Annotated in this window: 22 protein-coding genes; 11 read left to right on the forward strand and 11 right to left on the reverse strand. The window is 50.1% G+C overall.

The annotated features are described in order from the left end of the window. Nucleotides 1-141 precede the first annotated feature (141 nt). On the reverse strand, nucleotides 142-561 hold the full coding sequence (locus DZK30_RS20865) for a hypothetical protein (protein WP_118976130.1): 420 nt from the start codon (nucleotides 559-561) through the stop codon (nucleotides 142-144). A gap of 408 nt (nucleotides 562-969) precedes the next feature. Here DZK30_RS20865 and DZK30_RS20875 point away from each other — a divergent pair, with 408 nt between their 5' ends. Then, nucleotides 970-1743, forward strand: a complete 774-nt coding sequence (locus DZK30_RS20875) for a TylF/MycF/NovP-related O-methyltransferase (RefSeq protein ID WP_205529518.1) — start codon at nucleotides 970-972, stop codon at nucleotides 1741-1743. 14 nt (nucleotides 1744-1757) lie between these two features. Here the strand turns inward: DZK30_RS20875 and DZK30_RS20880 are convergent, their stop codons facing one another. Beyond that, nucleotides 1758-2906 carry a glycosyltransferase gene (locus DZK30_RS20880; protein WP_118976132.1) on the reverse strand — a complete coding sequence of 383 codons (1149 nt, stop codon included), beginning with the start codon at nucleotides 2904-2906 and terminating at the stop codon, nucleotides 1758-1760. 107 nt (nucleotides 2907-3013) lie between these two features. Here DZK30_RS20880 and sucC point away from each other — a divergent pair, with 107 nt between their 5' ends. The 4 genes from sucC (at nucleotide 3014) to DZK30_RS20900 (ending at nucleotide 9609) form a co-directional block, all read left to right on the forward strand. Further along, on the forward strand, nucleotides 3014-4234 hold the full coding sequence (gene sucC, locus DZK30_RS20885; protein ID WP_118976133.1) for an ADP-forming succinate--CoA ligase subunit beta: 1221 nt from the start codon (nucleotides 3014-3016) through the stop codon (nucleotides 4232-4234). A 245-nt stretch (nucleotides 4235-4479) separates the two neighbouring features. Next, nucleotides 4480-4908, forward strand: coding sequence for a DUF3276 family protein (locus DZK30_RS20890; protein WP_118976134.1), 429 nt, complete (start codon nucleotides 4480-4482; stop codon nucleotides 4906-4908). Nucleotides 4909-5237: 329 nt separating this feature from the next. Next, a complete protein-coding gene (locus DZK30_RS20895; RefSeq protein WP_118976135.1) occupies nucleotides 5238-6770 on the forward strand; it encodes a poly(R)-hydroxyalkanoic acid synthase subunit PhaE in 1533 nt (510 codons plus the stop codon). 388 nt (nucleotides 6771-7158) lie between these two features. Then, nucleotides 7159-9609 carry a T9SS type A sorting domain-containing protein gene (locus tag DZK30_RS20900; protein WP_118976136.1) on the forward strand — a complete coding sequence of 817 codons (2451 nt, stop codon included), beginning with the start codon at nucleotides 7159-7161 and terminating at the stop codon, nucleotides 9607-9609. A gap of 196 nt (nucleotides 9610-9805) precedes the next feature. Here the strand turns inward: DZK30_RS20900 and rplQ are convergent, their stop codons facing one another. The 7 genes from rplQ to infA form a co-directional block, all read right to left on the reverse strand. After that, nucleotides 9806-10372 (reverse strand): 50S ribosomal protein L17, encoded by a 567-nt coding sequence (gene rplQ / locus DZK30_RS26640; RefSeq protein ID WP_118976371.1) that lies wholly within the window; start codon nucleotides 10370-10372, stop codon nucleotides 9806-9808. A gap of 127 nt (nucleotides 10373-10499) precedes the next feature. Then, nucleotides 10500-11495: a DNA-directed RNA polymerase subunit alpha gene (locus DZK30_RS20910; protein ID WP_118976137.1), complete on the reverse strand. Its 996-nt coding sequence runs from the start codon at nucleotides 11493-11495 to the stop codon at nucleotides 10500-10502. An 82-nt stretch (nucleotides 11496-11577) separates the two neighbouring features. Next, entirely contained in the window at nucleotides 11578-12183 is a 606-nt protein-coding gene (rpsD, locus tag DZK30_RS20915; protein ID WP_118976138.1) for a 30S ribosomal protein S4, read from the reverse strand. Nucleotides 12184-12363: 180 nt separating this feature from the next. Continuing rightward, nucleotides 12364-12768, reverse strand: a complete 405-nt coding sequence (gene rpsK / locus DZK30_RS20920) for a 30S ribosomal protein S11 (protein ID WP_118976139.1) — start codon at nucleotides 12766-12768, stop codon at nucleotides 12364-12366. A 153-nt stretch (nucleotides 12769-12921) separates the two neighbouring features. Next, nucleotides 12922-13302 (reverse strand): 30S ribosomal protein S13, encoded by a 381-nt coding sequence (rpsM, locus tag DZK30_RS20925; protein WP_118976140.1) that lies wholly within the window; start codon nucleotides 13300-13302, stop codon nucleotides 12922-12924. Nucleotides 13303-13340: 38 nt separating this feature from the next. Beyond that, nucleotides 13341-13457, reverse strand: a complete 117-nt coding sequence (gene rpmJ, locus DZK30_RS20930) for a 50S ribosomal protein L36 (RefSeq protein WP_118950302.1) — start codon at nucleotides 13455-13457, stop codon at nucleotides 13341-13343. A gap of 33 nt (nucleotides 13458-13490) precedes the next feature. Beyond that, nucleotides 13491-13709, reverse strand: coding sequence for a translation initiation factor IF-1 (gene infA, locus DZK30_RS20935; protein ID WP_106524340.1), 219 nt, complete (start codon nucleotides 13707-13709; stop codon nucleotides 13491-13493). Nucleotides 13710-14023: 314 nt separating this feature from the next. On the opposite strand from infA, the gene DZK30_RS20940 reads away from it, so the two are divergent. Further along, nucleotides 14024-15325, forward strand: coding sequence for a tetratricopeptide repeat protein (locus DZK30_RS20940; RefSeq protein ID WP_118976141.1), 1302 nt, complete (start codon nucleotides 14024-14026; stop codon nucleotides 15323-15325). An 18-nt stretch (nucleotides 15326-15343) separates the two neighbouring features. Here the strand turns inward: DZK30_RS20940 and DZK30_RS20945 are convergent, their stop codons facing one another. Then, nucleotides 15344-16426 (reverse strand): DUF3810 family protein, encoded by a 1083-nt coding sequence (locus DZK30_RS20945; RefSeq protein ID WP_118976142.1) that lies wholly within the window; start codon nucleotides 16424-16426, stop codon nucleotides 15344-15346. A gap of 136 nt (nucleotides 16427-16562) precedes the next feature. On the opposite strand from DZK30_RS20945, the gene DZK30_RS20950 reads away from it, so the two are divergent. Both DZK30_RS20950 and DZK30_RS20955 read left to right on the forward strand, forming a co-directional pair. Beyond that, entirely contained in the window at nucleotides 16563-17057 is a 495-nt protein-coding gene (locus DZK30_RS20950) for a heavy-metal-associated domain-containing protein (RefSeq protein ID WP_162903302.1), read from the forward strand. Nucleotides 17058-17119: 62 nt separating this feature from the next. After that, on the forward strand, nucleotides 17120-18073 hold the full coding sequence (locus DZK30_RS20955; protein ID WP_118976144.1) for a hypothetical protein: 954 nt from the start codon (nucleotides 17120-17122) through the stop codon (nucleotides 18071-18073). Here the strand turns inward: DZK30_RS20955 and DZK30_RS20960 are convergent, their stop codons facing one another. Then, complete coding sequence (locus tag DZK30_RS20960) at nucleotides 18074-19771, reverse strand: PQQ-dependent sugar dehydrogenase (RefSeq protein ID WP_118976145.1); 1698 nt, start codon at nucleotides 19769-19771, stop codon at nucleotides 18074-18076. 278 nt (nucleotides 19772-20049) lie between these two features. Here DZK30_RS20960 and DZK30_RS20965 point away from each other — a divergent pair, with 278 nt between their 5' ends. The 3 genes from DZK30_RS20965 to DZK30_RS20975 all read left to right on the forward strand — a co-directional run bounded on the left by DZK30_RS20965 (nucleotide 20050) and on the right by DZK30_RS20975 (nucleotide 26619). After that, the gene (locus DZK30_RS20965; RefSeq protein WP_118976146.1) at nucleotides 20050-23742 is read left to right on the forward strand and encodes a TraB/GumN family protein; all 3693 of its coding nucleotides are present in this window, start codon (nucleotides 20050-20052) and stop codon (nucleotides 23740-23742) included. Nucleotides 23743-23892: 150 nt separating this feature from the next. Next, nucleotides 23893-24561 carry a succinate dehydrogenase cytochrome b subunit gene (locus DZK30_RS20970; protein ID WP_118976147.1) on the forward strand — a complete coding sequence of 223 codons (669 nt, stop codon included), beginning with the start codon at nucleotides 23893-23895 and terminating at the stop codon, nucleotides 24559-24561. Nucleotides 24562-24642: 81 nt separating this feature from the next. Beyond that, on the forward strand, nucleotides 24643-26619 hold the full coding sequence (locus DZK30_RS20975) for a fumarate reductase/succinate dehydrogenase flavoprotein subunit (protein ID WP_118976148.1): 1977 nt from the start codon (nucleotides 24643-24645) through the stop codon (nucleotides 26617-26619). Nucleotides 26620-26622: the final 3 nt, after the last annotated feature.

The following is a 26622-nucleotide window of genomic DNA, read 5'->3' on the forward strand; positions in this document are numbered from 1 at the left end:
ACTTGTGTCGTTGACGGCCCTGGGCCGAATGTGCGCACAAATATACGATCTGGCAGTCTATTGACGCTCCGCGCGGCCAAAAGACCGGGCCCGGGTGGCGTTTTAAGAACATAAGGCTTACGCCGCAAAGCCTAACTGTGATCAGAAATTGTTGTAGGCATTATCGGGCTTGCGGGACGATTCGATCTTGTCGACCACATACTGGCCCCTTTCCTTATTGTCGTTATTGTAGTTATCGCCCCGCCAGGGTAAGGATTTCCGGTAGCGCTTATAGTGTACCTCGATCTGCATGCCGGAGAGCTTTTCCAGCGAATCGGCAAGGCCCTGATCGGAGACCGAAAAATGAAATTCGTTGGTGTTAAGCCCCCCGGTACGGGCCGGGCGCAGGCCAGGCTGCAGGATCACGCCTTCATGCGTCTTGAATACACTCCCTTTAATGGAAAAGCTGTACAGGATGCCTTCTTTGCGGCCTTCTTCATATACATTATAATAGTTCCAGTATACGTAGCCTGCAATGATCAGCAGCAGGAACAGTACAGCAAACAGGATGATCTTGCGCATAAGCCTATCGTTTTAAATAGTTACAGGATAATGAATGCTTCATGTCCGTTTCGCCGTTTTCGGGCCACCAGGTAGCTTTCCGGCCTTCCTTCTCTTGCGCCATAAAGCTAAGATTAAAAAATAAACCGGGCTATGGATGACATATGTTTTTTTATTGTTGCCGTCCTGCTGCTTTTCACAGAGGCGGGAATCAAGACTTGCCAGGACAGATAGACAAGCTTTACTGCTCATGGCATTGTGAATATAGGAAACAAATAAATCTGTACAAAAGCCGTTGTCGTTTAAGGGTATTGGATAAAAGCATGTGTCTTAGCAAAAGCCGGTTCAAAGGCAGGAACAGGTAATCGATCGCAGCAGCGATTGTTTTTGTTGTGGCTAAACATAACAGATTGTAAAGACAGGGATACTATGAATAAATATATCGGATCTTACCGGTGGAAGCAGGTACGGAGTGCTATTGGCTTTGCCGGCATCAGACTGTTCAACATGCCCTTCAAAGGTTGGGCCAAAGTAAGCGGGAGCACCTACCAGGTTGTGATACCCGCCAGCACTTATGCGCCCTGGCTCAAGGACAAGTCTTTTTCCCGTATGTTCCGGAAAGTGAAACCCAATTCACTGATCAATCAATACCAGGCATGGGAGCTGTGGCTACTGGCCGGAAACATGGAAATGATCCCCGGCGATATCCTGGAAGTAGGTGTATGGCGGGGCAGCACCAGCATTATTATGGGTACACGGCTTCGGATCATTGGTTCTTCGAAGAAGATCTATGCCTGCGATACTTTTGAAGGCGTTGTGAAAGCCTCTGGTCCCCAGGACAACTTTTACAAAGGCGGGGAGCACAAAGATACTTCTATGGGAATGGTATCCGGCCTTATCCGGGATGCCGGCCTGGACAATATCTGCCTGCTTCGCGGCATTTTCCCGGATGATACCGGCGACGAAATCGCCGGAAAGCAGTTTGCCCTATGTCATATCGATGTAGATGCTTATCAGTCTGCGCGGTCTGTGCTGGAGTGGGTTTGGCCCCGTTTGCAGGTAGGCGGAATGGTTGTCTTCAGCGATTACGGCTTTCCCATTACTCGGGGTATTACGCACCTCGTTAACGAATATTACCAGGCGCCTGACCGTACCATTGTCCATAACCTGAACGGGAATGGCATTATGATCAAGATCAAATAGCGGAATGCTATTGCTTACTTCACTCTTCTTCCTTTCCACTGGTAGCTGCCAAACTTGCCAAGAAAGCCTGCCAGTATAATATAAAGAATATGCAATGGCTGGAGCAGGGGAAACCATAACAGCTCTTTCCTTTTGCCGTAGAATGCCGCTACCGGCGCCAGGAACAGCAGCTCTACCACAGTTTTGACCAGCAGCAGGCCCAGCAGCCAAAGCCAATAACGCCAGTGAACAAAACCTGCGACGGCCAGCGCGATAAAGCTGCAATTAAAAAAGTAGACCAGCGCCAGGATCAGCGTCAGCTTTTTATCATCGTATTTGTCGGCCTTCGACGACCAGCGGATACGCTGGTTCAGAAAGCTGTGCCAGTCGGGCTGTGCCGGAGTGCTCATCACTGCTTCAGGTGCTTTGAGATAGCCGATCCCTTGAGGAAACTGCTGTTGGATCTTGTACATCAGCATCATGTCGTCGCCCGAGGCAATATGGTCTATCCCCCTGTAACCGTCTACTGCTATGTAGGCCGATTTACGGAAAGCGAGGTTGGCGCCGTTGCACATATTGCCCAGCCTCAGCACTGCAGATGCAGCCGTAATACCCTGCATGGTCATGAAGTCGAGCGACTGAAAGTAATAGAGCATAGTGCGCCGGTCTGCCGGCACAAAAGACACGGGCGCTACCACAAATTGCAGCTGCTCATTTTGCATAGCATTGCCAAGGGCTTTCAACCAGCCTTGCGGCGCCAGACAATCTGCATCGGTGGTTACGATCCATTCACCGCGGGCTTCATGGATAGCTATCTCAAGGGCCTTTTTCTTATAGGCGTTGAGGCGTTCGGTTTCAGACAAGTATTGTTTGAGCTGCAGTACGCGACCCTTTCCACCGGTAAGCAGCGATTCGGCGATCGACTCGGTACCATCGGTTGAGAAGTCGTCGATCACCAGCAGCTCCAGCATACCGGCAGGGTAGGGCTGCGCCAGTATGGATTGAAGACAAGAGCCTATATGGGCTGCTTCGTTGCGGGCAGGAATAATAATAGAAATCCGGGGCAATGTACCGGTAGCTACCGCGTCGTGAACAGACCGTACACGGCGCCAGCCACGGGCATATACCATCATCAGCAGGGCATAAGCGAGGAAGAGCGATAAGGATATGATGATTAATGTCATTAGAATTGCCGGAGGCCGTATGGTTGTCTGCCAGACAGGGGTTTTAGCGGCGAAAAAACTCAACTTTTTTTGAATTAAACACTATCTTCGCCAAAATTTTTTCAAAAATGAATCTTCACGAATATCAGGCAAAAGAACTTTTAAAGCAATATAATGTTCCCACGCAGGAAGGTATCGCTGTACACAACGTAGACGAAGCGATTAATGCTTATAAGCAGATCGCCGTGGATACCGGCAGCAAGTTTGCCGTAGTTAAGGCACAGATACATGCCGGCGGCCGTGGTAAAGGTACGATGAAGGAAGTGCCTTCCCAGCATGGTGTACAGGTTGTGAAAAGTGCTGATGATGTGGAAACCGTAGCCAAGAATATCCTGGGCAACACTCTGGTGACCATCCAAACCGGTGAAGCGGGCAAAAAGGTGAGCAAGATCCTGATCGCACAGGACATGTACTACGACGGGCCCAGCGAACGTAAAGAATTTTATTTATCCATCCTGCTCGATCGCGCCAAAAAGCAAAACGTGATCATGTACAGCACCGAGGGTGGTATGGACATTGAAGAAGTAGCACATAGCACTCCCGAGAAAATATACAAAGAATGGGTTAAGCCGGGCTATAGCCTGCAGGGCTTCCAGGCGCGTAACATCGCCTTTAACCTGGGACTGAGCGGAGAAGCGCACAAGAACATGGTGAAGTTTGTGACCAACCTGTACAACGCTTACATCGGTCTCGATTGCGCGATGCTGGAGATCAATCCCCTGTTTAAATCTGCCGACGACAAGATCATTGCCGTGGATTGTAAGATGGGCCTGGATGAAAATGCGCTGATCCGTCACAAGAACCTGGTTGACCTGCGCGATAAATCTGAAGAAGATCCTACAGAAGTAGAAGCCGGTGAGCACAACCTTAACTATGTGAAGCTTGATGGTAACGTAGGTTGTATGGTAAACGGCGCCGGCCTGGCCATGGCTACCATGGACATGATCAAGCTGGCCGGCGGTGAGCCTGCCAACTTCCTGGACGTAGGCGGTACAGCCAATGCGCAAACCGTAGAAGCTGGTTTCCGTATCATTATGAAGGACCCTAATGTGAAGGCGATCCTGATCAATATCTTTGGTGGTATTGTGCGTTGCGACCGTGTAGCGGCCGGCGTTATCGAAGCTTATAAGAACATGGGTACGATCACTATTCCTATCATTGTGCGGCTACAAGGCACCAATGCCGAAGAAGCCAAGAAGTTGATCGAAGAAAGCGGACTGCAGGTACAATCTGCCATCCTGCTGAGCGAGGCGGCCGACCTGGTACAAAAAGCAGTAAGCGCCAATTAGAAATAATTGAATTTTTATATGAAAAAGCAGTGCTATATGCGCTGCTTTTTTATGTAAAAATACCCCCTTTGGGGGGAGGAAAATGCTATAATGTGAAAGAAAAAACCAGGTTTTTACCTGCTGATTACCAAATGTTTGCCTTGTCTGAATTCTGACGAAACTTTTACAACAAATTAATTTGATTACATACTGAAGTTCATTATTTTTGCCACTCTAAAATTTACTAACTATTAAAAATTTGAACTGTGGCGTACGACAACAACAAATCATTTGATGACAAACGGAATACTGAAAGCATTTTCAGTAAGCGGATCAAAGCCGGCAAAAGAAGGACTTACTTCTTTGACGTTCGCGAGACCCGTGGTAGTGACTATTTCATCACCATTACTGAGAGTAAGAAGCGCTTTAATGATGATGGGTACGACCGGCACAAAATGTTCATTTACAAAGAAGACTTCAATAAATTCCTGGTGGCGCTCACAGAGACCGTCGACTATGTGAAAACCGAGCTGATGCCCGATTTTGATTTCGATGCCTTCAATCATGAAGATAGCGAAGAAGGTCGTGAGTATAGCAGCGAGGTGGCAACCATAGCCGTGGAAGCTGCTGCTCCTGTAGCCGATGTCGCGCCGGTAGAGAGCGATGATTCCGGTATGGATGCCTGGAAGATCTGATGACAACTTTACATAAAAGAATAAAGCGCTCTCTTCCCGTGAGCGCTTTTTTTATGGCTTAGCTTTTCTTTTACAAGTCAGTCAATTGTAAAAAAAATACGGATCGTAAAAATTTTTTATTTTTTATTTTGGATTATCCTTACCTTTGCGCCCTGAAAAGAAAACGATAGATTATTCAGCTTGATTTTGAAGGCGTTGTTACAGGTGTTTTTTCTTTAATGATTTAGTGATATAATGGTAACAGACCATTAAGGATTACAAATCTAATTTTGCCTTGTATTAAAGGCAAATCATCAAATCAGGTTTCTCAAAAACTTAAATACATTAACATGGCTACAAACGGCAAAAATTTTGTGGAATCCGTACTGGAAGCACAAAAGAATCTGGTAGACAACATGGTTGAAAACACCAAAAAAGTTACCAATGGCAACAACTTTATCAATGAGGCCATCGATAAAGGAACGGAGTCCTATAAAAAATGGATCGAGCAGCAGAAGAATGCCTTCAGCGGTGTAACTGAAAAAGCAGAAGAAGCAAAAGAAACAGCAAAGGAAAATATCAATAAGGCTAACGAATTCAACCAGAACTGGCTGAACAACCAGATCAACTGGGCTAAGCAGGCCTGGGAAATGAACCAGAACTTCATTAAGAACAACCTGCCCAACGCCGACACCTTCAAGGCCAATGCCAATCCCGCCGACATGTTCAACAACATGACCAACGGTTGGAACAATATGTCCAATAACTGGAACAATATGTTTAGCTGGATGAAGCAGGCCAATCAAGCCAGCCAGTTCCAGAACCAATGGAGCAATATGATGCAGCAATTTGCTCCCGGCAATGCCGCAGAAGCGTTTAAGAAGGCTACGGAGAGCTTCTCCAGCCTGTTCAACCAATATAATGAGGTGCTGAACAATTCTTTTGCCGATATGCAGAAGAACATGCAGAATGCTACTACTCAGGATGTATACAGCAATATGGTGAATGTTGCCGGCAGCTTCGGTAAATTTGCCGAGATCTGGGCGCCCTTCTGGAAATCCCTGCAGGAAAACAATTTCAACGGTGAGCAATTCAAAAAGGCATTCAATGCTGAAGCCTATAAAGAAATGCTGGACAAGTTCTTTGGCTTTATGCCCGACAACGGCCGCGAATATATGCAGCAGGCTACCGAATGGTGGAACAACGGCATGAAAGGTTTTGCCGAAATGGGCAAAGGTGGCTATAACAATGGCCGTGAGTTCATGAATAACATGAATCCTTTTGGCCAGGTAAACGTGTTTGAGCAAATGCTGAACGGTTACCAGACACTGCAGCAGAATTTCCAGCACGCTGTATCTCCTATCGCCAAGATGGTTACACCCAGCCAGTTCACCAAGAATACCGCAGAATGGGCCGAGATCGCCGACCGCATGGCTATCTTCAACATCAAGAATGCAGAAATGCAATATATGGTGTACCAGCAGGGCAATAAAGTAATGGACAAGCTGGTTGAGAACATGACCCATAAAGTTGAGAACGGTACCGAGATCAACAGCATGACTGCCCTGTACCAGGAGTGGCTCAACATTAGCGATAAGGTATATGTAGAGCTTTTTGAAAGCGACGATTACAGCAAACTGATGGCTGAAGTGAGCGCGCTCCAGCTGAAGCTGCGTAAAGAAGTAGACCTGCAGGCTGAGAAAATGCTGGGTGGTTATCCGGTAGCTACGCGTAGCGAAATGGACGAGCTGTACAAGGTGATCTACGATCTGAAAAAAGAAGTGCGTCAGCTGGAAAAGATGCTGGATATCGATTCGGAAGAGACTGTAGTCGCTGAAGAAGTAAAGGCTGCTCCCCGTAAATCTGCTGCTAAAAAAGCATAAATAAAAACATAAATTGTATCCAAAGTCCCCGGCCCATCCAGGCCGGGGCTTTTTTATTGTACCTGTTTTGGACAGGTTATCGCATTATGCGAGTTCTATGTGTGCCAGTATGCACCAGTTCTTTTACCTTCCTGAAACCCGGTAGGCGATCCTGAAAAAATAAAATGTAATAACTTGTTTTATATTTTTAATCAGCTCTTTAAACAAAGAGCTGATTTTTTTGTGATTTCCTTTAAGTTAAATAAATATACGTGCTGCCAATCATTTGTTAAGTTTAAGACAAGAATAAATGCATAAATCAGGAATACCGGTCAGGATAGCCGGCTTTTTGATAATAAGGGGTAAGCCGAAAACCTGTTCAGAGTAGGCAGCAGTAAAAAACGTATGCATGAAGAATAACTTTACAAAGTATGCCTGCTTGCTGGCATTAGGCCTGCTGGGTGCGGGCTCCGGTGCTTTTGCCCAGGCGCCGGCCAATGATGACTGTTCGGGAGCGCTTGGTCTCGCTATAGGCACTACCTGCACACCGGTAAACGCGACAACGACCGATGCTACGGGCTCGACAGGTATGCCGGATCCCGATTGCGGAGCCGCCGGCACAGGCTGGGACGATGATGTGTGGTTTACCTTTACCCCGCAGGCAGGACAAGCCTCAGTCAACATTGCCTTTACTTCTGTGAGTGGTAATGATGATATGGCGGCGCAGATCTATACCTCAGATGATAACAGCTGCGCAGGAATTTTCTCGCGCTTTGCCTGCAGCGATGATGACGGGCCAGGTCTCATGCCCGGATTCAGCTACCTGGCGGTGTCGCCGGGCACTACTTATTATATGAGGGTGTATACCTTCGATTCTTCCGAAGCCGGCGATTTTACTGTTTGTGTGGCCATACCACCTACTCCGCCCGCCAATGACGAATGCTCCTCTGCTATCGCGGTTACACCCAGCACTACTTATTTCTGCGCAGCACCCTTCGTTGGTACTGGCCTCAATGCGACCATGTCGACCGATGTCCCCTCGTGTGGTAGCACACCTACCAGCGACGTATGGTATAGTTTCATAGCTTCGGATACGAGCCAGAATATTTCCTTCACCGGTATCACACCATCCGATGCTGCCGCGACCACCTTTTCCTATGGCGCTGCTGTATACGGCGGGACCTGCGGCGCTCTGATACCGCTTGATTGCGGCACCGGTGATGGCGGAAGCGATATCCAGATGAACCTTACTGGCCTTACCAGCGGTGGGACGTATTACCTGCAGGTATTCGGAGACGATTCTTATGATGATAATTCAGATCCTGTGATCACCGGTATCGATTTCAGTCTTTGCATTGCCATACCGCCGCCGGCGACTGTAACCAACGACCTGCCTGCCGATGCCATTACCGTTGTGGTGGACCAGCCCTGCACGGCTCCTTATTTCAATAATGGCGCGACTGCCGCAACAGGAGAGCCCGGCGCGGCTTGTTCGGGGGTAGCAGAGAATTATGGAACGGTATGGTTCAAATTTGCCGCTCCGGCCGCCGGCGCTGTCCGGATCACTACCGACTTCAGCGGCTATACCCTTACCGATACCCGTGTTGCGCTTTTCTCGGTAGGCAGCGCCACTAATTTTGCAACGTTTGAGTCCCTCGCCTGTGACGAAGACAACGGCATAATAGGCAGCGGCTTTAATTCGATCCTATACGCTACCGGCCTTACCGCCAATACGGAATATTATATCGTAGTAGATCAATACGGTTCGGGTACTACTCAAGGTACTTTCTGCCTGGAAGTCAGTACACTTACCGATGCCATGTTGCCTGTAGCGGCCTCTTGCAATACAGGGCAGGATATTTCGGGCTACGACGGGTACGCCGGCTGGATGTCGCTGGTGGACGAAGAGGGCAAGCTGATCGCCAATGTAAGACCCGCGGCTACATCCGGGGTAGATCAATATAACCTGGAGCCCTCGCTTAGCATTCACCAGGGCGCGCCCCGGCAAGATGCCAATGGGCTTGTCTATCTCGATCGTAACAGTTTTTATGATGGATCTATGGAAGATGCCGGCGGCATCGATCTGCCCACTGCCGATATGGACCTGCAGCTGTTCTTTACGCAAACGGAGCTTGGCGCATTGGGTTCATCGCTTTCCAATCTGAATGTAACCCATATTCCCGGATCTTCCTGCTCGGAAGATGCTGCCGGCGATGGCAGCCAAACGGCTTTGCTGGCTTCGGGAAGCGGCACATCGGGAAATGTGAGCTGGATCGATATCACTACGCCGGGCTTCTCCAATTTCTTCCTCATGAACGGTACCACGCCTCTGCCCATAGACCTGAGGTCTATTGTCGCCGTCAATACCGGCAGCAGCAACCGTGTCGACTGGAGCACGGCAAAAGAAGATAAGGGTGAGTATTTCGAGCTGGAGCGTAGCACCGACAGCAAACGCTTCGCCTTCCTGGCAAGGATAAACGGCAAAGGCGCTGCTTCGGAATATAGCTATACCGACCGGTCACCGCTGGGCGGAACCAATTATTACCGGCTGAAGATGATTAATAATGATGGTAAGATCAGTTATTCCAAAGTGGTTCAGGCCATCATGAACGGTAAGGGTGCATTCCGCTTTGTGGCTTCGCCCAATCCCGTGCAGCATACCGTGACCGTGAGCCTGAAAGGTGACCGCGCCGGCAATGCAACACTTGTTTTAAGCGATGTTACGGGCAAGGCGCTCCGTACCTACACGGTAAGTGGCAAAGAGATCGGCATTGATATGAGCGGCTTGTCGCAAGGGATTTACCTGCTGCGTTATACCGACGACAGCCATAAAGAAACGATGAAGATCAGCAAGCAGTAAGCGAGGTCTCTGTCTTCTTTTTATCGGGGCTATTCCGGAAGGGATAGCCCTTCTTTTGCCCGGGGAAGCCAGTAAGCTCTAAAGACGCGCACCGGTTTAAGAGGCACAATTTACGCTGAAAGGGTAGGAGGGGCTAATGCAAAAGAGACGATGTCCTTGCAGGCATCGTCTCTTTTTATTGGTAATGTAGAAAAAATTATTCTTCTGTTTTACCTTCTTCCTGTTGCGGCGCTTCAGGGGTTTCTTTTGCAGGCGCTTCGATGGTCTCTTCAGCAACCGGCTTTACCTCTTCTGCTACTTCGGCAGTGGGAGCGGCAGATTCAGCAGGCTTAGTCGTCTTACCGCCACCGCGGCTACGACGGGTCTTCTTGGCTGTACCGGCTTTGGCTTCTTTCACGTATACTGTGTTGAAGTCAACCAGCTCGATCATTGCCATTTCGGAAGCATCGCCCATACGGGGAGCCAGCTTGATAATGCGGGTATAACCGCCGGGACGGCTGGCTACCTTGTCGCTTACAGCGCTGAACAGTTCCTTGATCGCTTCTTTATCCTGCAGCTTGGCAAAAACAAGACGACGGTTATTCACGTTGTCGGTCTTGGATTTGGTAATCATAGGCTCTACATAAGTACGCAACGCCTTGGCTTTGGCCAGGGTAGTGGTAATACGCTTGTGCTCGATCAGCTGGCAGGCCAGATTGGACATTAAGGCTCTCCTGTGTGCCGTAGTACGGCCGAGGTTGTTGATTTTGTCTCCGTGACGCATGACATTTGTTGTTTTAATACCGCTGTACCGTGTCAAGGGCTACACCGGCTGGCTTTAACGAAAAGCCTGTTAGTAATAAAAATAAAAAAACCTTCCTGCCTTAAAGGGGCAGGAAGGGGGATTGCAATTAGTCTTCGCTCATCTTAACACGGCTGATGTCCATACCGAAGTGCAGACCACGCTCTTGCAGCACCTGGTCGATCTCGGTAAGGGATTTCTGGCCGAAGTTGCGGAACTTCATCAGCTCGTCCTGGGTGTACTGTACCAGTTCGCTCAGGGAGTTGATCTTAGCCGCTTTAAGGCAGTTGAAGGCACGTACGGAAAGCTCGAGGTCTTCCAGCGGTGTGTTCAGCACCTTACGCAGCTGCAGCATACCTTCGTCTACGGTCTCTTCCTTTTCTTCGCGTTTTATATCCAGCGAGATGTTTTCATCGGTGATGATCATCAGGTGCTGGATCAGGATCCGGGAAGCTTCTTTTACGGCTTCTTCGGGATGAATGGTACCATCTGTCACCACTTCCATGATCAGCTTTTCGTAGTCGGTACGTTGCTCCACACGGGTATTCTCAATGGTATACCTTACATTCTTAATAGGCGTGTAGATAGAGTCGATCGCGATGAAGTTAACCGGCGCATCTTTAGGCTGGTTCTCTTCCGACGGCACATAGCCACGGCCTTTTCCGATATGCAATTCAATTTCCAGCGTAGCGGCTGAATCCAGGTTGCAGATCACAAGCTCCGGATTCATCACTTCAAAGTTGGGAGTAGCGTCGCCGATCATGCCGGCGGTGAACTGCTCTTTTCCTTTGATCACAAGTTCCACTCTGTCATGGTTGAGGTCACCATCGCCATTCTTCTTCAAACGAACTTGCTTTAAGTTCAGGATAATCTCGGTCACATCTTCGATCACGCCTTTGATAGTAGCAAATTCGTGGTCCGCGCCGGTAATCTTGATACCGGTGATCGCATAGCCCTCAAGGGAGCTCAGCAATACCCTGCGCAATGCGTTACCGATGGTAACACCATAGCCCGGTTCCAAGGGACGAAACTCGAATTGTGCTTCAAAGTCGGTTGCTTTTTGCAACACAATTTTATCCGGTTTTTGAAAATTCAATATTGCCATTTGGAAATTTTGAAGTTTAAATTAGTTTTTTTTGTAAATGTATCAACAAAACCCGAAAGGCCCAATGGGCCATAGGGTTGGATTACTTGGAGTACAACTCAACGATCAGTTGCTCTTTGATGTTCTCCGGAACGCTTTCCCTTTCAGGATAGGCCATGAAAACACCTTTCACTTCCTTTTCGTTGAAATCCAGCCAGTTGATAGCAGGGCTCTTACCGCGTACATTACCGGTTACAGCAGCGTTGGCTTTAGACTTGGGCTTCAGCTCAATCACGTCGCCGGGTTTCAGCGTGTAAGAAGGGATATTGACGGTATGACCGTTAACCAGGACGTGCTTATGCGATACCAGCTGGCGGGCGGCGTTGCGTGTAGGCGCAATACCCAGGCGGTATACAGTGTTGTCCAGGCGTGCTTCCAGCAATTTGATCAGGTTTTCGCCGGTAGCGCCTTTCTGACGGGCGGCTTCAACATAAGTATTGCTAAACTGGCGCTCAAGCACCAGGTAAGTATATTTCGCTTTTTGCTTTTCTTTCAGCTGAATAGCGTATTCGCTTGCTTGCTTGCGCTTACGGTTTGCGCCGTGCATACCGGGAGGATTGCTGTTCTTTCCCAGATTTTTACCAGAACCCAGAATAGGCTCGCCGAAGATGCGGCAGATTTTGTTTTTTGGACCAGTGTAACGTGCCATGTTGTACTTTGTAAAATTGATTCGATTTTTGATTTAGAATAACCCGTCCGTCTCATTAAAAATCGAAAACCGGATACGGAGGGCTTTGTGTCTTATATTTTTAATGCCGGCTATGCCTGGCATAAACCGGAAATGGGAAATTACCGAGGCAATTTCCGATTTCCAGCTTATATATGGAGCTTAAACTCTTCTCTTCTTGGGAGGACGGCAACCGTTGTGCGGCATAGGCGTGATATCTTTGATCGTCACAACCTCGATACCGCTGTTGGATACGGAACGGATGGCACCTTCACGGCCCGAACCGGGTCCTTTAACGTATACATCCGCTTTTTTCATACCAGCGTCCAGGGCTACTTTAGCAGCATCTGCTGCTGCCTGCTGGGCGGCATATGGGGTGTTCTTTTTGGAACCACGGAATCCCATTTTACCGGCAGAAGACCAGGAGATCACCTGTCCCTGCTTGTTGGTAAAGCTGATAATGATGTTGTTGAAGGTAGCGCTTATGTGTACATCACCATGGGTGTCCACTTTCGCTACACGTTTTTTGGCGGCTACTTTTGCTGAGCCTGCTTTTGCTTTTGCCATTTTTTCGTAAAAAAAGGTAGTCTGTTAATAAATGACTTAGTGATCCGGCATTCAGGCCCTGAGGGCTGCGCGCCATCGCGCTAAGCTGCGCTGTTCCCTAACCCGCAAAGAAGTAAAAAAGAGGCTCCGGCGAACAGGCAAGATAAATCCGGTTTACTTCTTTGGTGCTTTTTTCTTACCAGCAACAGTTTTGCGCTTGCCCTTACGGGTACGGCTGTTGGTACGGGTACGCTGACCGCGAAGGGGAAGACCCTTACGGTGACGGAGACCACGGTAGCATGCAATATCCATCAGGCGTTTGATGTTCATCTGCACTTCAGAGCGCAGCTGACCCTCAACTTTGAATTCGCCATTGATGATATTACGGATAGCAGCCTGGTCGTCGTCGTCCCACTCGCTTACTTTCTTGTCCAGGTCGATGTTCGACTTTTCCAAGATGTAGCGGGCGGTGCTACGTCCGATACCAAAGATGTACGTGAGACCAATTTCGCCACGCTTGTTTTTGGGAAGATCAATACCAGCTATACGAGCCATGTTGTGTATTTACTATTTACGATTTAGAAACGATTGGATTAACCCTGGCGTTGCTTGAAGCGGGGGTTCTTTTTGTTGATTACGAATAAAACGCCTTTGCGACGAACGATCTTACAATCGGCGCTACGCTTTTTAATGGCTGCACGAACTTTCATACTGTGTTATAATTTGATAGTTAAAATGGGTTGCTACTTGTATCTGTATATTATTCTGCCGCGGGAAAGGTCGTAAGGACTCATTTCCACGCCCACTTTATCGCCCGGTAGGATACGGATGTAGTGCATACGCATTTTTCCGGAGATGGTAGCCAATATTTCGTGGCCATTTTCCAAGCGGACACGAAACATAGCATTGGACAACGCTTCAACTATATTTCCGTCTTGTTTGATCAGGGACTGTTTCGCCATATTTTACAAAAGGACTGCAAAAGTAGGAAAAATTTTCCAATGCAAAAAAAGTTTTTCCTCAATGAGGAATACTCTGCGGGAAAATGCCTACATTGATTCGTATTGTATATTTAATGATTCGTTAAAATGCTTTTTGGCTTGCAAAGGTACGCAAAAGCACTCACTTTGATTTCATGCGTTTGCCTCAGTTATACTGTTTCGCTTGCAGGCTGCCGTATGTAGAAGGATGTTGTAAGTGGCTAACTATAAATTCTTAACAGTCATTTTTAAAGAAATACTGTATTTTTACGCCTTCATATAAAAGAATAGCTAACATGAGCAAAAAGATATTATTCCTTGCTACCGGAATAATGGCCGCGTCCCTCACTTATGCCCAGAAGGACAAGTTCAAAGAGGCCCAGAAGGAGCTGAAGACCGCGCTTGAAAAAAATAAGGAGAAGCCTGCCGAAGCGGCAGACGCTTTCCGCAAGGCGAAAGACGCTATCGATGCCGCTTCTGCCAACGAGGCTACCAAAGGCAATGCCCAGGTATGGATGACCCGCGCCGGTGTTTACATTGGTATGCAGGACAATGAGCAGCTGAGGGAAACCATGCCTTACCGCGAGGGAATAGAGTCGCTGAAAAAGGCTTTTGAGCTGGATAAAAAACTCGTCAACGAGCCAGATGCGATTAACCTGACGGCCAATGGCGGCTTTTTTGCTTATAATGATGGTATCAGCACTTACAACAATAATAAGTATAAAGAGGCCTACGATATTTTCCAGAAAGGCCTGGATATCCTCGGTCCCGACAAGGACAAGCGTTTTGTACTGGTGCCGGTAATGGATACCGTGCGTGCGCAATCCAAAATGTTCCAGGGTTATACAGCGTTTTATGATAAACACTACGATGTCGCCATTAACGATCTGCTGGCTATAAAAGGCAGTCCCTATCTCGAAAAAGAAGCCAATATTTACCTGGTGCTCGCACAGGCATATGAGCAAAAAGGGGAAAAGGACAAGCAACTGGCTACCTTGCAGGAAGGTAAAAAGAAATTCCCCGGCGATAAGAACCTGGAGAACTCCGAGCTGAACTATTACCTTACCTCGGGTAAGCAGGGCGAAATGGTCGGTAAGCTCGAAGAGTCTGCGGCCAAAGACCCCACCAATCCCGAGCTGCAGCTGAACCTGGGTATTGTGTATGCCGAAATGGCCAGACCGACCAATGGTGCTGCTCCGGCTGCCAATGCCGCCGACTACCGCGCCAAAGCCGAGGCTGCTTATAAAAAGGCAGTAGAGCTGGCTCCCGACAATGGCTCTTACAACTACCAGATGGGCGCCTTCTACTTCAATCAGGCTGCCGATATCAATACCGAGATGAACAACCTGGGCACCAGCAAGGAAGATCAGAAAAAGTACAACACGCTTCTGGCGCAGCGCGATGCTTTATTCAAGCAATCCCTGCCCAACCTGGAGAAAAGCAAGGATATCTTCAGCGCAAAAAAAGCGAAGCTTAAATCCGACGAGCAGCGTTTCTATCACAATGCGCTGGGTGCTTTGAAAGAAATTTACAACCGTAACGATCAGGCAGATAAAGTGGCCGAGATCAGGAAACTGCAAAGCGAAGCAGGCTTCTAGGAGCTATACGGCATTTGTTCAGGGGCAGACATTCAGGTCTGCCTCTTTTTTTTGCGCATGCTCACGAAAGTACACCCATCGGGTGACGTCGCTATAGGTATTGATACCTTCGGTCTGTCCATGGAACCGCAGGTACTCGTCGTAAAGCGAAGTGCTGATACGGCGGAACTTGCTGCGATAACGCCTGTTCATGGCGCGAAGGGTATCCATATCGTTCCGGCTCTGCTGGTTGAGGTGGGCAAAGATCTGGCGGGCGGCAATGGAATCCCTGACCTGCAGGTCGGAATACGCATACAGGAACAGGTTGAAATAGGCAGAATAACGGAAGGCAGGTATACTGCTTTCTGCACCCAGCACATAAGCCAGCAGGTTGGCGTCGTCTTCGGCGGCAATGCCCGCCTGATGGGCCATTTCGTGGCTCACCACAAAAGGATGCATAAACAGTGGGATAAACCGGTTGAACTGCCCTTCGCCTGAAAGGGGGTTGTAATAGCCCTGGATGCCCAGATAATTGAGCATGTACCCCAGCGAGGTGGGCTTCACTTTAAGGCGGGGCAGCCTGTCGCCGAAGCGTTGGTGGTAGAGGTTATTGGCCAATACATTGGTGCGCTCCAGGTTGCTGTAGACAATCGGTTGCTGCTGTTCTGCATTCATGCCCTTCACCAGCTGCTCGTTAAGGTCGATGAGCGCAGGGGTATCCCATTGCAGCATCTCCAGGTCCCAACTGGCAGAAAGCGGCTTGCGGGCGTAGTTGCCGCCCCAAAATAGCAGAAATATGAAATAGATGAAGAGCGGGAGCATGACCAGGCGTAGCGATTCGGTGAGCAGATCGCCCTTATTCTTCCGGAAGGTGAACAAAAAATAAAGCGTCCGTATCAGTACCAGTAGCAGCAACAATGCAAGCAGCAGGTACAGGATATCGCCCAGGCTCACCGAAATGCCGTTAAGCAGATTGCTGCGGCCTTTTTGCAAGGGCAGGAAAATATCCCGTATATAAAAGCCAAGAAAAGATTCGCTGTTGCTCAGCGTATATTGAAAGATAAGGATCAGTACAAGCAGGACCACTATAGCACCGATACGCAGGTAGTTTCTTCGTTTCATAGCAAACACCCTGTGGTAAGCAGGGGAGAAATGTTAGGCAGATGGTAAAGCCGCGCAGGATGATGATGCCAGCCTGTAAATTAGTTAACTTTACTTAATTATGACGAGCCGGGGTTTTAAAATCTTTGTTTCTTGTTTGTTATTAATTGGTACGGCGCCGGCGGCCCGGGCACAGTTTACACAAGTGAGCCTGGGTGTGAACGGGCTTACCTGCTCGCAGTGCAGCCGCAGCGTGGAAATGCAGTTGCGGAAGTTACCCTTTGTAGCCGATGTTACCATGGACCTGGGACGTACCGAGGGCCTTATCCGCTTTCGCGACAAGCAGCCGGTGCGCATCAATGCGATCGCCCGGGCCGTGAAAGATGCAGGCTTCTCTTTACGATACCTGGAGGCGGACCTCGATCCAGCTATGGTACAGTTGTCGGGCAAGGGCTGCTTCCAGCTCAATGGCGATGCCTACTACGTATCGGGGCCTGAGACCCTGGTTGCGGGCAAAGTATTACGATTGCAGTTTGTGGGAAAGGACTACGGCGGCAAAGGTGCGCAGAAAGGCCATCGATTGCCGGAGGCTGGCTCCTGCCGGGGAAAGCAGGTATATTATACCGTCGCCAATGCCCCTAAACCCCAATAGCAGCCGGTAGCTGTGGTGCAGCCGGCTTTTGCTACCTTTGTGCTGAAATCTTTGTTGCTGCCGTGAAATCCTTCCTGACCATATCGCTGGTGTTGTGTGCTCTTACCGGGCGGGCGCAGGAATTATTCCCGCTCAGCGAGCCGGCCAGCAATATCCCCAAAGGCGCCCTGGGCGTCCGTCTTTACTCCGAAGCGTACAACGAGGTCGGTCAGTTGCGCATGATGAGCTCTCTGCGGCTCATGTATGGCCTTACACCACGTTTATCGGTATACCTTACCGGCATTGCTTCCAATCACCACGGCAGAAAGATGCCCATCGAGTTTCCTTTCCACAATACACCGGAAAGAGGTGCGCATTATCCTTATAAATTCAACGGCGTGCATCTTTATGCCAAATACCGCTTTCTCTCGCTGGACGCAGAGCGCAGGCACTTCCGTATGGCTGCCTATGGCGAAGGCACCTATGTGAATACGACCCACCATGAAACCGAGCCGGATCTTGAAATGGGCGATAACAAAGGCCTGGGCGTCGGCCTCATCACCACTTATCTCAAGGGCCGGTTTGCCGTTTCGCTCACCGCCGGTGGCATTCTTCCTGCGGTATACGAAGGCGGTTCTCCCGATCCTATAGAGTCCCTGCCCGATGTGCCGGTAAGGGTACAATACGGCAAGGCGCTCACCTACAGCCTGTCCTTCGGCTACCTGCTGCTGCCCCGGAAATATGCCAATTACGACCAGGTGAATGTTAATCTTTACCTGGAGTTTCACGGCAAGGCATTCCAGACAGCCAAAGTAGATATATTCGCCGGCCAGGCCAATGAATATTTCCTCGATCCCTCGCGTTATCCTACCGCCTTACAGAAAGGCTATTACGTCGATGTAAGTCCCGGGGTGCAGGTCATTCTCAAATCCAATCTCCGTATCGACCTTTCCGCTACCTTCAGTTCCATGGGTATCTCTTACGCGCGCCTGTATCCGGTGTTCCAGGTGGGTATACAGCGCTATTTCTTCTGGTAGCTATTCCAGGATGATCTTTTGCTGTGTCGTGTTGCCGGCTCCTTGCAGGTGTACGATGTACATGCCGCGGGCCAATGCACCAAGGGAAAAGCGTTGTGGTCCCTGCAGGCCGGCCAGGTTTTGTTGCCATACGGTAACGCCGTTCATTGCTGTAAGGCGCATATGGCTCATGTCCTGTGGCAGCGAGAGGTACAGCCAGCCGTCCTTGATCAGCGTAGGATAGACAAGGGCTGCCGAGGTGCCTGAAGCGTTTAAGGTAAGGATATCGGAGTACCGGTAACGGCCGTCCTGGTCAATCATTTTCAGCCGGTAAAACAATTTGCCTTCGGCCGGTACAAAATGATCGAAACCATAAGTTGAGGGCATATTGTGGGCGGCTACTGTTGCTGTGAAGCGGTACTGCTGTCCGTCCTGGCTATATTCGATTTCAAATCGGTCCAGCGACTGCTCCATGGCGGTTTCCCAGCTAAGCCTGGCCGTATTGTTGCGGTAGGTGCCTGTAAAGGAGCGCAGGCTCAGCGGCAGCACGGCCGACAGAACGACTTTATAGATCGTATTGTTGTTGAGGGAGACGGCATACAGCGTCCCGTCCTCTGCCTCACCGAAGGCGACAATGCCGCCAGGGAAAGCAGAGGCGTCCTGTTGGTAGGTGCTCCAGCCGCCGCTGCCATTGGGCCTTATGGTCCATTGATTGCCCGATACATAGTCGGCGCAAATATAAGTGCCGGCCAGGGCGGGATATTCGGTGCCACGGTATACATGACCGCCGGTGATCGAGGAGCCGCCTGTAACGCTATTGTGCCCGTAGACAAAGATAGGTGCGGTATAGGCTGTCGCAGCCTGGCAGCCAGCCGTCTTGTAAGCGGTATTGCCTTCGTAGCAGCGCCAGCCCAGGTTGTGGCCGCCGGTCGATGCTGCCGGCAGAAAATCAACTTCCTCATAAGCATCCTGGCCTACATCGGCGATCCACATATCGCCGGTGCCGCGGTCAAAGCTCCACCGGAAAGGGTTACGCAGTCCCAGGTTCCATATTTCGTCGCTTATATTGGGATCACTCGTATACGGATTACCCGGCGGAATGGTGTAGAACGGAGCGGTAGCCGTGGTGGTAACATTCAACCGTAGCATTTTTCCCAATAGCACATTGCCGTTCTGAGCATTATTGGGCACATCGCCGCCACCGCCGCCATCGCCCGTACCCAGGTAAAGGTAGCCGTCGGTCCCGAAGAGCAGGCGGCCGCCATTGTGGTTGCTATTAGTAGGGTGGGGAATGGTCAACACGACTTGTTTGGAAGCGGCATCAACGCTGTCGGCATTGGCGCTCACCTGGTACCGGGCCAGCTGCAGGTCAAGATTGGGCAGGGTATAGTACACAAACAGGTAGCCGTTGGTCGCGTAAGAAGGGTGAAAGGCCAGGCTGAGCAGGCCGCCTTCTCCTGCGGTACCGATGCCGGTCACCGTAAGGAAATCGCGGACATAACCCAATGCAGCATTATGCACCCGTATCGTACCGCCGCGCTGGACCACGAACAGTCGGTTACTGCCATCGCCGGCATTTACGATGTCCATGGGCGTGGTCAGCCCGGTAATGGCGGAGGTATATTGCAGCACGGGCTGCTGGGCATGTGTGGTGGGCAATAAGCTGCAGAAAAGGAGGGATGCGGGCAGGCAATACTGTTGTAGATGTTTGGCTAACATAGAAAATAGTGTTTGGTTACAAAGAGAAAAGGTTCAGAAAGGGGGTCTCCGGAGCGGGCAGTTACAGGGCGATCTTAGCACAGTTCATAATTGCGAAAGCGTAATGCTTCTGTAAAGTAACAGGGTACCAGCCGCAGAAGATGATAAGGAAATATTAAAAGTGAATAGAATGGCATAAGTTGGCGAAAATGACGTTTTAACGGCCCGCCTCATCCGCAAAATGAATATTTATGTGTTAATTTCGCATAAACTCCTTGCTGCTTGCAGCTTTATCATCTATGCGTTTCACCTCTTTGTTTGTTCGTAGGATTTGTGCAGGGTTACTTTTTTGTTGTTCCGCTTTTACAGTGCCGGCGCAGTCTTATAAAAGCCTGCTTTGGGAAATTACCGGCAACGGGCTCAAAAAGCCATCTTACCTTTTCGGTACGATGCATATCAGCAATAAAATGGTGTTTCACCTGAGCGATAGCTTTTATGCTGCTATCCGCAGCGCCGATGTGGTAGCTATAGAGCTCAACCCCGAGCAATGGCAAAGCGAGATGCCCCGGATGAACAAGCAGGGAGAACTGTACAAATACTACAACGCTACTTACTATACCGATTACCTGAAGGAACAGTCCTTTACCGAAGACAATTTCCTGGAGCCCCTGTTGGCCTCCCTCAGGTTTGAACCGGCCATTAACGATGCACTGCTGTACCGTAATGAGAGCCGTATGGACAATTTCCAGGAAGATACCTACCTGGACCTCTACATTTATCAGACCGGGAAGAAGCTGGGAAAGCAAACTGCGGGCGTGGAGACCTTCATGGGCTCACAGCGTATGCTGATGGAGGCTATGATAGATGCCGCAGCCGAGACGAAACCACAGAGGAGCAATGAGGACGCCGACGCTTATGAACTGGGGCAAAGCCTGCAGGATGCCTATCGTAGGGGCGATCTCGATATGCTTGATTCACTGAACAAGGTTACCGAATACACGCAGAGTTTTACTGAGAAGTTCCTGTACCGTCGCAACGAGATGCAGGCCGCTTCCATGGACAGCATTATGAAGCAAAAAAGTCTTTTTGTAGGCGTGGGTGCAGCGCATCTGCCGGGTAGGAGAGGCGTAATTGAGCTCTTGCGGAAAAAAGGCTATACCCTGAGGCCGCTGCCTATGCTGGACAGAGACGCTTCACAAAAGCGTTATATCGATTCGCTTACGGTGCCGGTACAATTTGTACGGCAATATGCCGCCGACAGCATGTACAGCGTATCGGTACCGGGAAGGCTGAATGATATCGAAAGCAGGGGCAATATGTCGTTGAAGCATTACGCCGATATGGGCAACGGCTCCTATTACCTGGTGACACGCATCAAGACCAATATGCTTTTCAATAGCTATAGTCCGCAGCGTATGCTGAAAATGGTCGACAGCCTGCTGTATGAGAATGTACCGGGCACCATATTGTCGAGCAAGTCCATTACCAATAGTGGTTATCCCGGTATTGATATTATTAACCGTACCCGCAAAGGCGACCTGCAGCACTACCAGCTGATGATCACCCCTTCCGAACTTTTCGTTTTCAAAATGGGCGGCAAAGGCAATTATGTGGATGGCAAGGAAGCCGGGGAGTTCTTCGGTTCGATCAGCCTGAGAACGGCCGCCGGCGGATGGCAGACCTTTACGCCGGCCTCAGGCGGCTTTAGCGTCGATATGCCGGAAACGCCCCGCACCTTTTTCAACGCCGATGGCAGCGATCGTCTTCCCGAATGGAAATATGAAGCGACAGACCCCGCTACCGGGGAAAAATACGGCGTCATCCGGAAGAGCATTTATAGCTTCGATTTCATCGAGCCCGATACCTTCGATCTTATGCTGATGGCCGAGAGCTTCGGCAGCAGCGATCAATGGGAAGAAGGCCCGAAAGCGGGCCGGATGGCCAAGCATGGCGGACGCGCCGTGAGAGACCTGGCTTTCAGGGCCAAGGACGGCGATTATATAGAAGCCAGGGTGGTGCTGTTCGGACCACAATACTACTTGCTGGTGCACCGGAGTCAGCATAAGAGTAGTAAAGCCGGGGCTTTTTTCAATTCTTTCCGCTTTGTTCCCTTCCGTTATCCCGGGCCACAGGTTTTTAGCGATACCACTCTTCGCTTTTCTGTAAACAGTTGCGTAAGGCCTGTAATCGATCCCGATATTGCCGACATGATGTCCTACGTAAAGCAGAAGGAGCCTTTGCTCAGGAAAGAAGTGACCTATAACAATGAGCCTGAGAATCATTACGCCAATTTTGTTTCAGAGGAGACGGGAGAAGTGATCGTGGTCAATCATTATGAGTTCCCATCGTATTTCTATATTAAGGACAGCGCTGCTTTCTGGAACAACCAGTTTTCCCCCGACAGCAGCCTTATGTTACGCCATAAGCAGCAACTTAGCCGGGGCCAGGGTGTGCAGGCCTGGTTGCTCGAATGGGCCGATACCGGAAGTACCCGGCTCATCCGCAAGCTGATCCTCCAGAAGGATATGGATATGGTGACCGCAACGACTATGCGGGACAGCACGCTTCCCCTAAGCAGCTTTCTCGATAGCTTCTACGGTACGCTGGCCTTGGGCAGCAATGGTACGCCGGGTAGCCTGTATCATGGCAAACAGGAGCAGTATTTTCAAGACTATTACAGCAGCGATACCTTACGCAGTAAAAAGGCCAGGGCAGCGTTGTCTTCGGTATACTTCGGCAAGGAGGGCTATCCGCAGCTGCTGGCGGCTCTGGCAAAGCTCAATCACCGGGAAAAGGATTATTATGATATGAAGACCGGCATCATCGCAGAAATAGGTGCGATTGGCGACAGCACCATAAAGCCGGCAATTACCACCCAACTGAAGCAGATTTACCTGGCAGCGGGTGATACGACACTTTTCCAGAACAGCGTGCTGAAGGCCCTGGCCGCCCTGGCTACGCCGGCGGCAACCGATTCATTCAGGAACCTGATACTGCAGGATCCACCGGCCTTTGACGAATCTTATGAGTATGCGGGACTATTTGGCGTTTATAGTGATAGCCTGAAGCTGGCCGCGAGGCTTTTTCCCGGGATCATGAGTCTTACAGCAGTTGAGGATTTTAAGGCGCCGGTAAGAGAGCTGCTGGTGTCGTTGCTCGACAGCGGCTATGTACAGCCCTCCGACTATGACGACTTTGCCGGTAACATTTACTTCGATGCCAAGATCGCGCTGAAAAAACTGCAGTATTCCTCCGAGAGTATGCAGGGCAAGGGAGACGATGATGTAGCCGAGACTTATAGCCGGGAGCGGGTATATGGTACAGAAGGCCGGTCGGACGCCTATGGCGCTACGGATATGCTCACCTATGTGAAGCTGCTGGCGCCCTTTTATCGCAAAAATCCCAATCTGCCCAAATTCTTCGATAAGCTACTACAGCTGGGCAACCGGCAGATAAGGCTCAATACCGCCCTGGCCTTGCTCCGGCAGGGACAGCCTGTTGCCGATAGTATATGGACCGCCCTGGCAGAAGAAAAAGGCTATCGCAACTATCTGTGGTCACAGCTCAAAGCGGCCGGGCAGGAACAATTCTTCCCGCAAAAGTACCGTCGTCCCGAAGCCGTGGCAGCTGGCCTGCTATATGCTTCCTACGGCAGTATGCTGGACAGCCTGCAACCGCTGGATCACGCACCCATAGTACAAAAAGAGAAAGCGATCACCAGCTATTTTTATAAATATAAGCAAAAACGTTCCGACGACTGGAAGCTGGCGATCAGCAGTGTGCGACAGTCTAAGGGTAAGCCTGTTGAAGGTTATGCATACCTGATGCAACTGTCGGATAAGAAGCTGGCGGCGACGGCGCCGGCGATCGACCGGCAGATTGAAGCGCAGTTCAGAAAACTGACAATTAGCAGGAGCAACTCAGGCAATCATTTTTATAACAGCAGTCAGTATAATAGCAATTACGGAGCGTCGCCACCGGTTGCCGACTAAGCGCGTGGAAGTCGCCGCCAGCTGCCGTTTTTCCCACAATTAGTGATATACGATTTAAAAAAATAGTTAGTATTTCTTGTTTTTGGGTATTAACTTTGCACCCGAAAAAATGACAAAAAAATTACAATTCAATTTTTCTCCACTTACATTATGAATTGGAAACACGCTTTTACTTCGTCGATCGGTAAAAAACTTGTTATGGGCTTTACCGGTCTGTTCCTCATTTCCTTTTTGGTGGTGCATTGTTATGTCAATGCGTTGATCTTTTTCAACGATGGTGGTGTGAAATTTACCGAGGCCGCCCACTTTATGGGCACCAATCCGGTCATCCGCATTATGGAGATCGGCCTCACAGTGGGTATCTTTGCCCACATTATCCAGGGCTTGCTGCTGACCTTCGAGAACCGCGCCAAGCGCCCGGTCGGTTACGCTAAGACGCCTGGTAACAAGAGCAGCAAATGGTATAGCCGCTCTATGGGCCTACTGGGTACCCTCATCCTCCTGTTCTTTGTCCTGCACTGGTATCATTTCTGGATACCCAACCGCGCTTCGCAATTTATGGGCAACGGTGAGATCGATGCTTATGCCAAAATGAAGCTCGTATTCAGCCAAGCCTGGGTCGTGATCGTCTATATCCTGGGCTGTGTATCGCTGTCCTTCCACCTGATGCACGGCTTCTGGAGCGCTTTCCAGACCGTAGGCCTCAGCACCCGGAAATATAAAAGCATTATTAATGGTATGGGTATGGCGTTTGCTATTATTGTTCCGCTCATCTTTATCCTCATGCCGCTGTCCTTCTACCTGGGTTGGCTGGCTTAAGCCACAAATAGTCGACGGAGCAAGGGTTTCCGTCCCCGAATAGCATTATAGTTCTGAATTAAAAAATATACCGTAGCAACAATGCCACTTAATTCAAAAATACCTGCGGGCGAAATGGCCCAAAAATGGATCAACTATAAGAATACCTGCAAGCTCGTGAACCCTGCCAATAAGCGCAGCATCGAGGTGATCGTGATCGGTACCGGCCTGGCCGGCGCCTCAGCGGCTGCTTCGCTGGGGGAGATGGGCTACAAGGTGAAAGCATTCTGCTTCCAGGATTCGGCCCGCCGTGCGCACTCTATCGCGGCACAGGGTGGTATTAACGCAGCTAAAAACTACCAGAACGACGGCGACTCTACGTTCCGTCTTTTTTACGATACGATCAAAGGTGGCGACTATCGTGCCCGTGAGGCCAACGTCTACCGCCTGGCCGAAGTAAGCGCCAACATTATCGACCAATGCGTGGCGCAGGGTGTGCCTTTCGCCCGTGAGTACGGTGGCCTGCTCAGCAACCGCTCTTTCGGCGGTACGCAGGTACAACGTACCTTTTACGCCGCAGGCCAGACCGGCCAGCAATTGCTCATAGGCGCTTACCAGGCCCTGGAGCGCCAGATCGCCCTGGGCAATGTAACGATGTACGACCGTCACGAAATGCTTGATGTGGTTGTGATAGAGGGCAAGGCCCGCGGCGTTATCGCCCGCGACCTGGTATCCGGTAAGCTGGAGCGCCATTTCGGTCATGCCGTCCTGCTGTGCAGCGGTGGCTACGGCAACGTATTCTACCTGTCTACAAACGCTATGGGTAGCAATGTGACTGCCGCCTGGAAAGCGCATAAGAAAGGCGCTTATTTCGGAAATCCCTGCTTTACACAAATTCACCCCACCTGTATACCGGTATCGGGCGATCACCAGAGCAAGCTCACCCTGATGTCGGAATCGCTGCGTAATGATGGCCGTATCTGGGTGCCCAAGAAGCAGAACGATACCCGCAAGGCAACCGATATTCCCGAAGAAGAAAGAGACTATTACCTCGAGAGAAGGTATCCCGCATTCGGTAACCTGGTACCCCGCGACGTGGCCAGCCGTGCAGCCAAAGAGCGCTGCGATGCCGGCTATGGCGTAGGTTCCAGCCGTCAGGCCGTATACCTCGACTATGCAGCTGCGATCGAGCGCTATGGCAAGATCGAATGCAACAAACAAGGCAATCATAATCCGCCGATGGACCTGGTGATCAAGCTGGGTAAGGAAGTGGTCAAAGAAAAATACGGTAACCTTTTCGACATGTACGAAAAGATCACCGGTGAGAATCCCTATGAGACCCCGATGCGTATTTATCCTGCGGTACACTATACCATGGGCGGCATATGGGTCGACTACGAGTTGATGACCAGCGTTCCTGGCCTGTATGCCCTGGGCGAGGCCAATTTCAGCGATCACGGCGCCAACCGCCTCGGTGCTTCGGCCCTGATGCAGGGACTGGCCGATGGCTATTTCGTTATCCCTTACACCATAGGCAACTACCTGGCCGATGAGATCAGGACGAAGGCTATACCTACCGATCACCCCGAATTCGTGAAGGCTGAAAAAGAAGTCGCCGACCGTATCGAAAAGCTGATGAGCATTAAAGGTACCGAGTCGGTAGAGAGCATGCACAAGCGCTTGGGTAAGATCATGTGGGACAAATGTGGTATGGCCCGTAACGCAACGGGACTGAAAGAAGCCATTACCGAGATCAGGGCCCTGCGCGAAGAGTTCTGGAAGAATGTAAGGATACCGGGAAGCGCCGACAGCATGAATACCGAGCTGGATAAAGCCAATCGTGTGGCTGACTTCATGGAGCTGGGCGAGCTGATGTGTATGGATGCCCTCGAAAGGGAAGAAAGCTGCGGCGGTCACTTCCGTGAGGAGTCGCAGACCGAAGACGGCGAAGCCAAGCGTAACGATGAGCAATTCATGTATGTAGCTGCCTGGGAATTCAAAGGCAACAACCAATGGGAGCTGCATAAAGAAGCTTTGGACTACGAGATCATGCACCCGACACAACGTTCTTATAAATAGGAT

The sequence above is a fragment of the Taibaiella koreensis genome (assembly GCF_003545715.1).
GTDB lineage: Bacteria > Bacteroidota > Bacteroidia > Chitinophagales > Chitinophagaceae > Taibaiella > Taibaiella koreensis.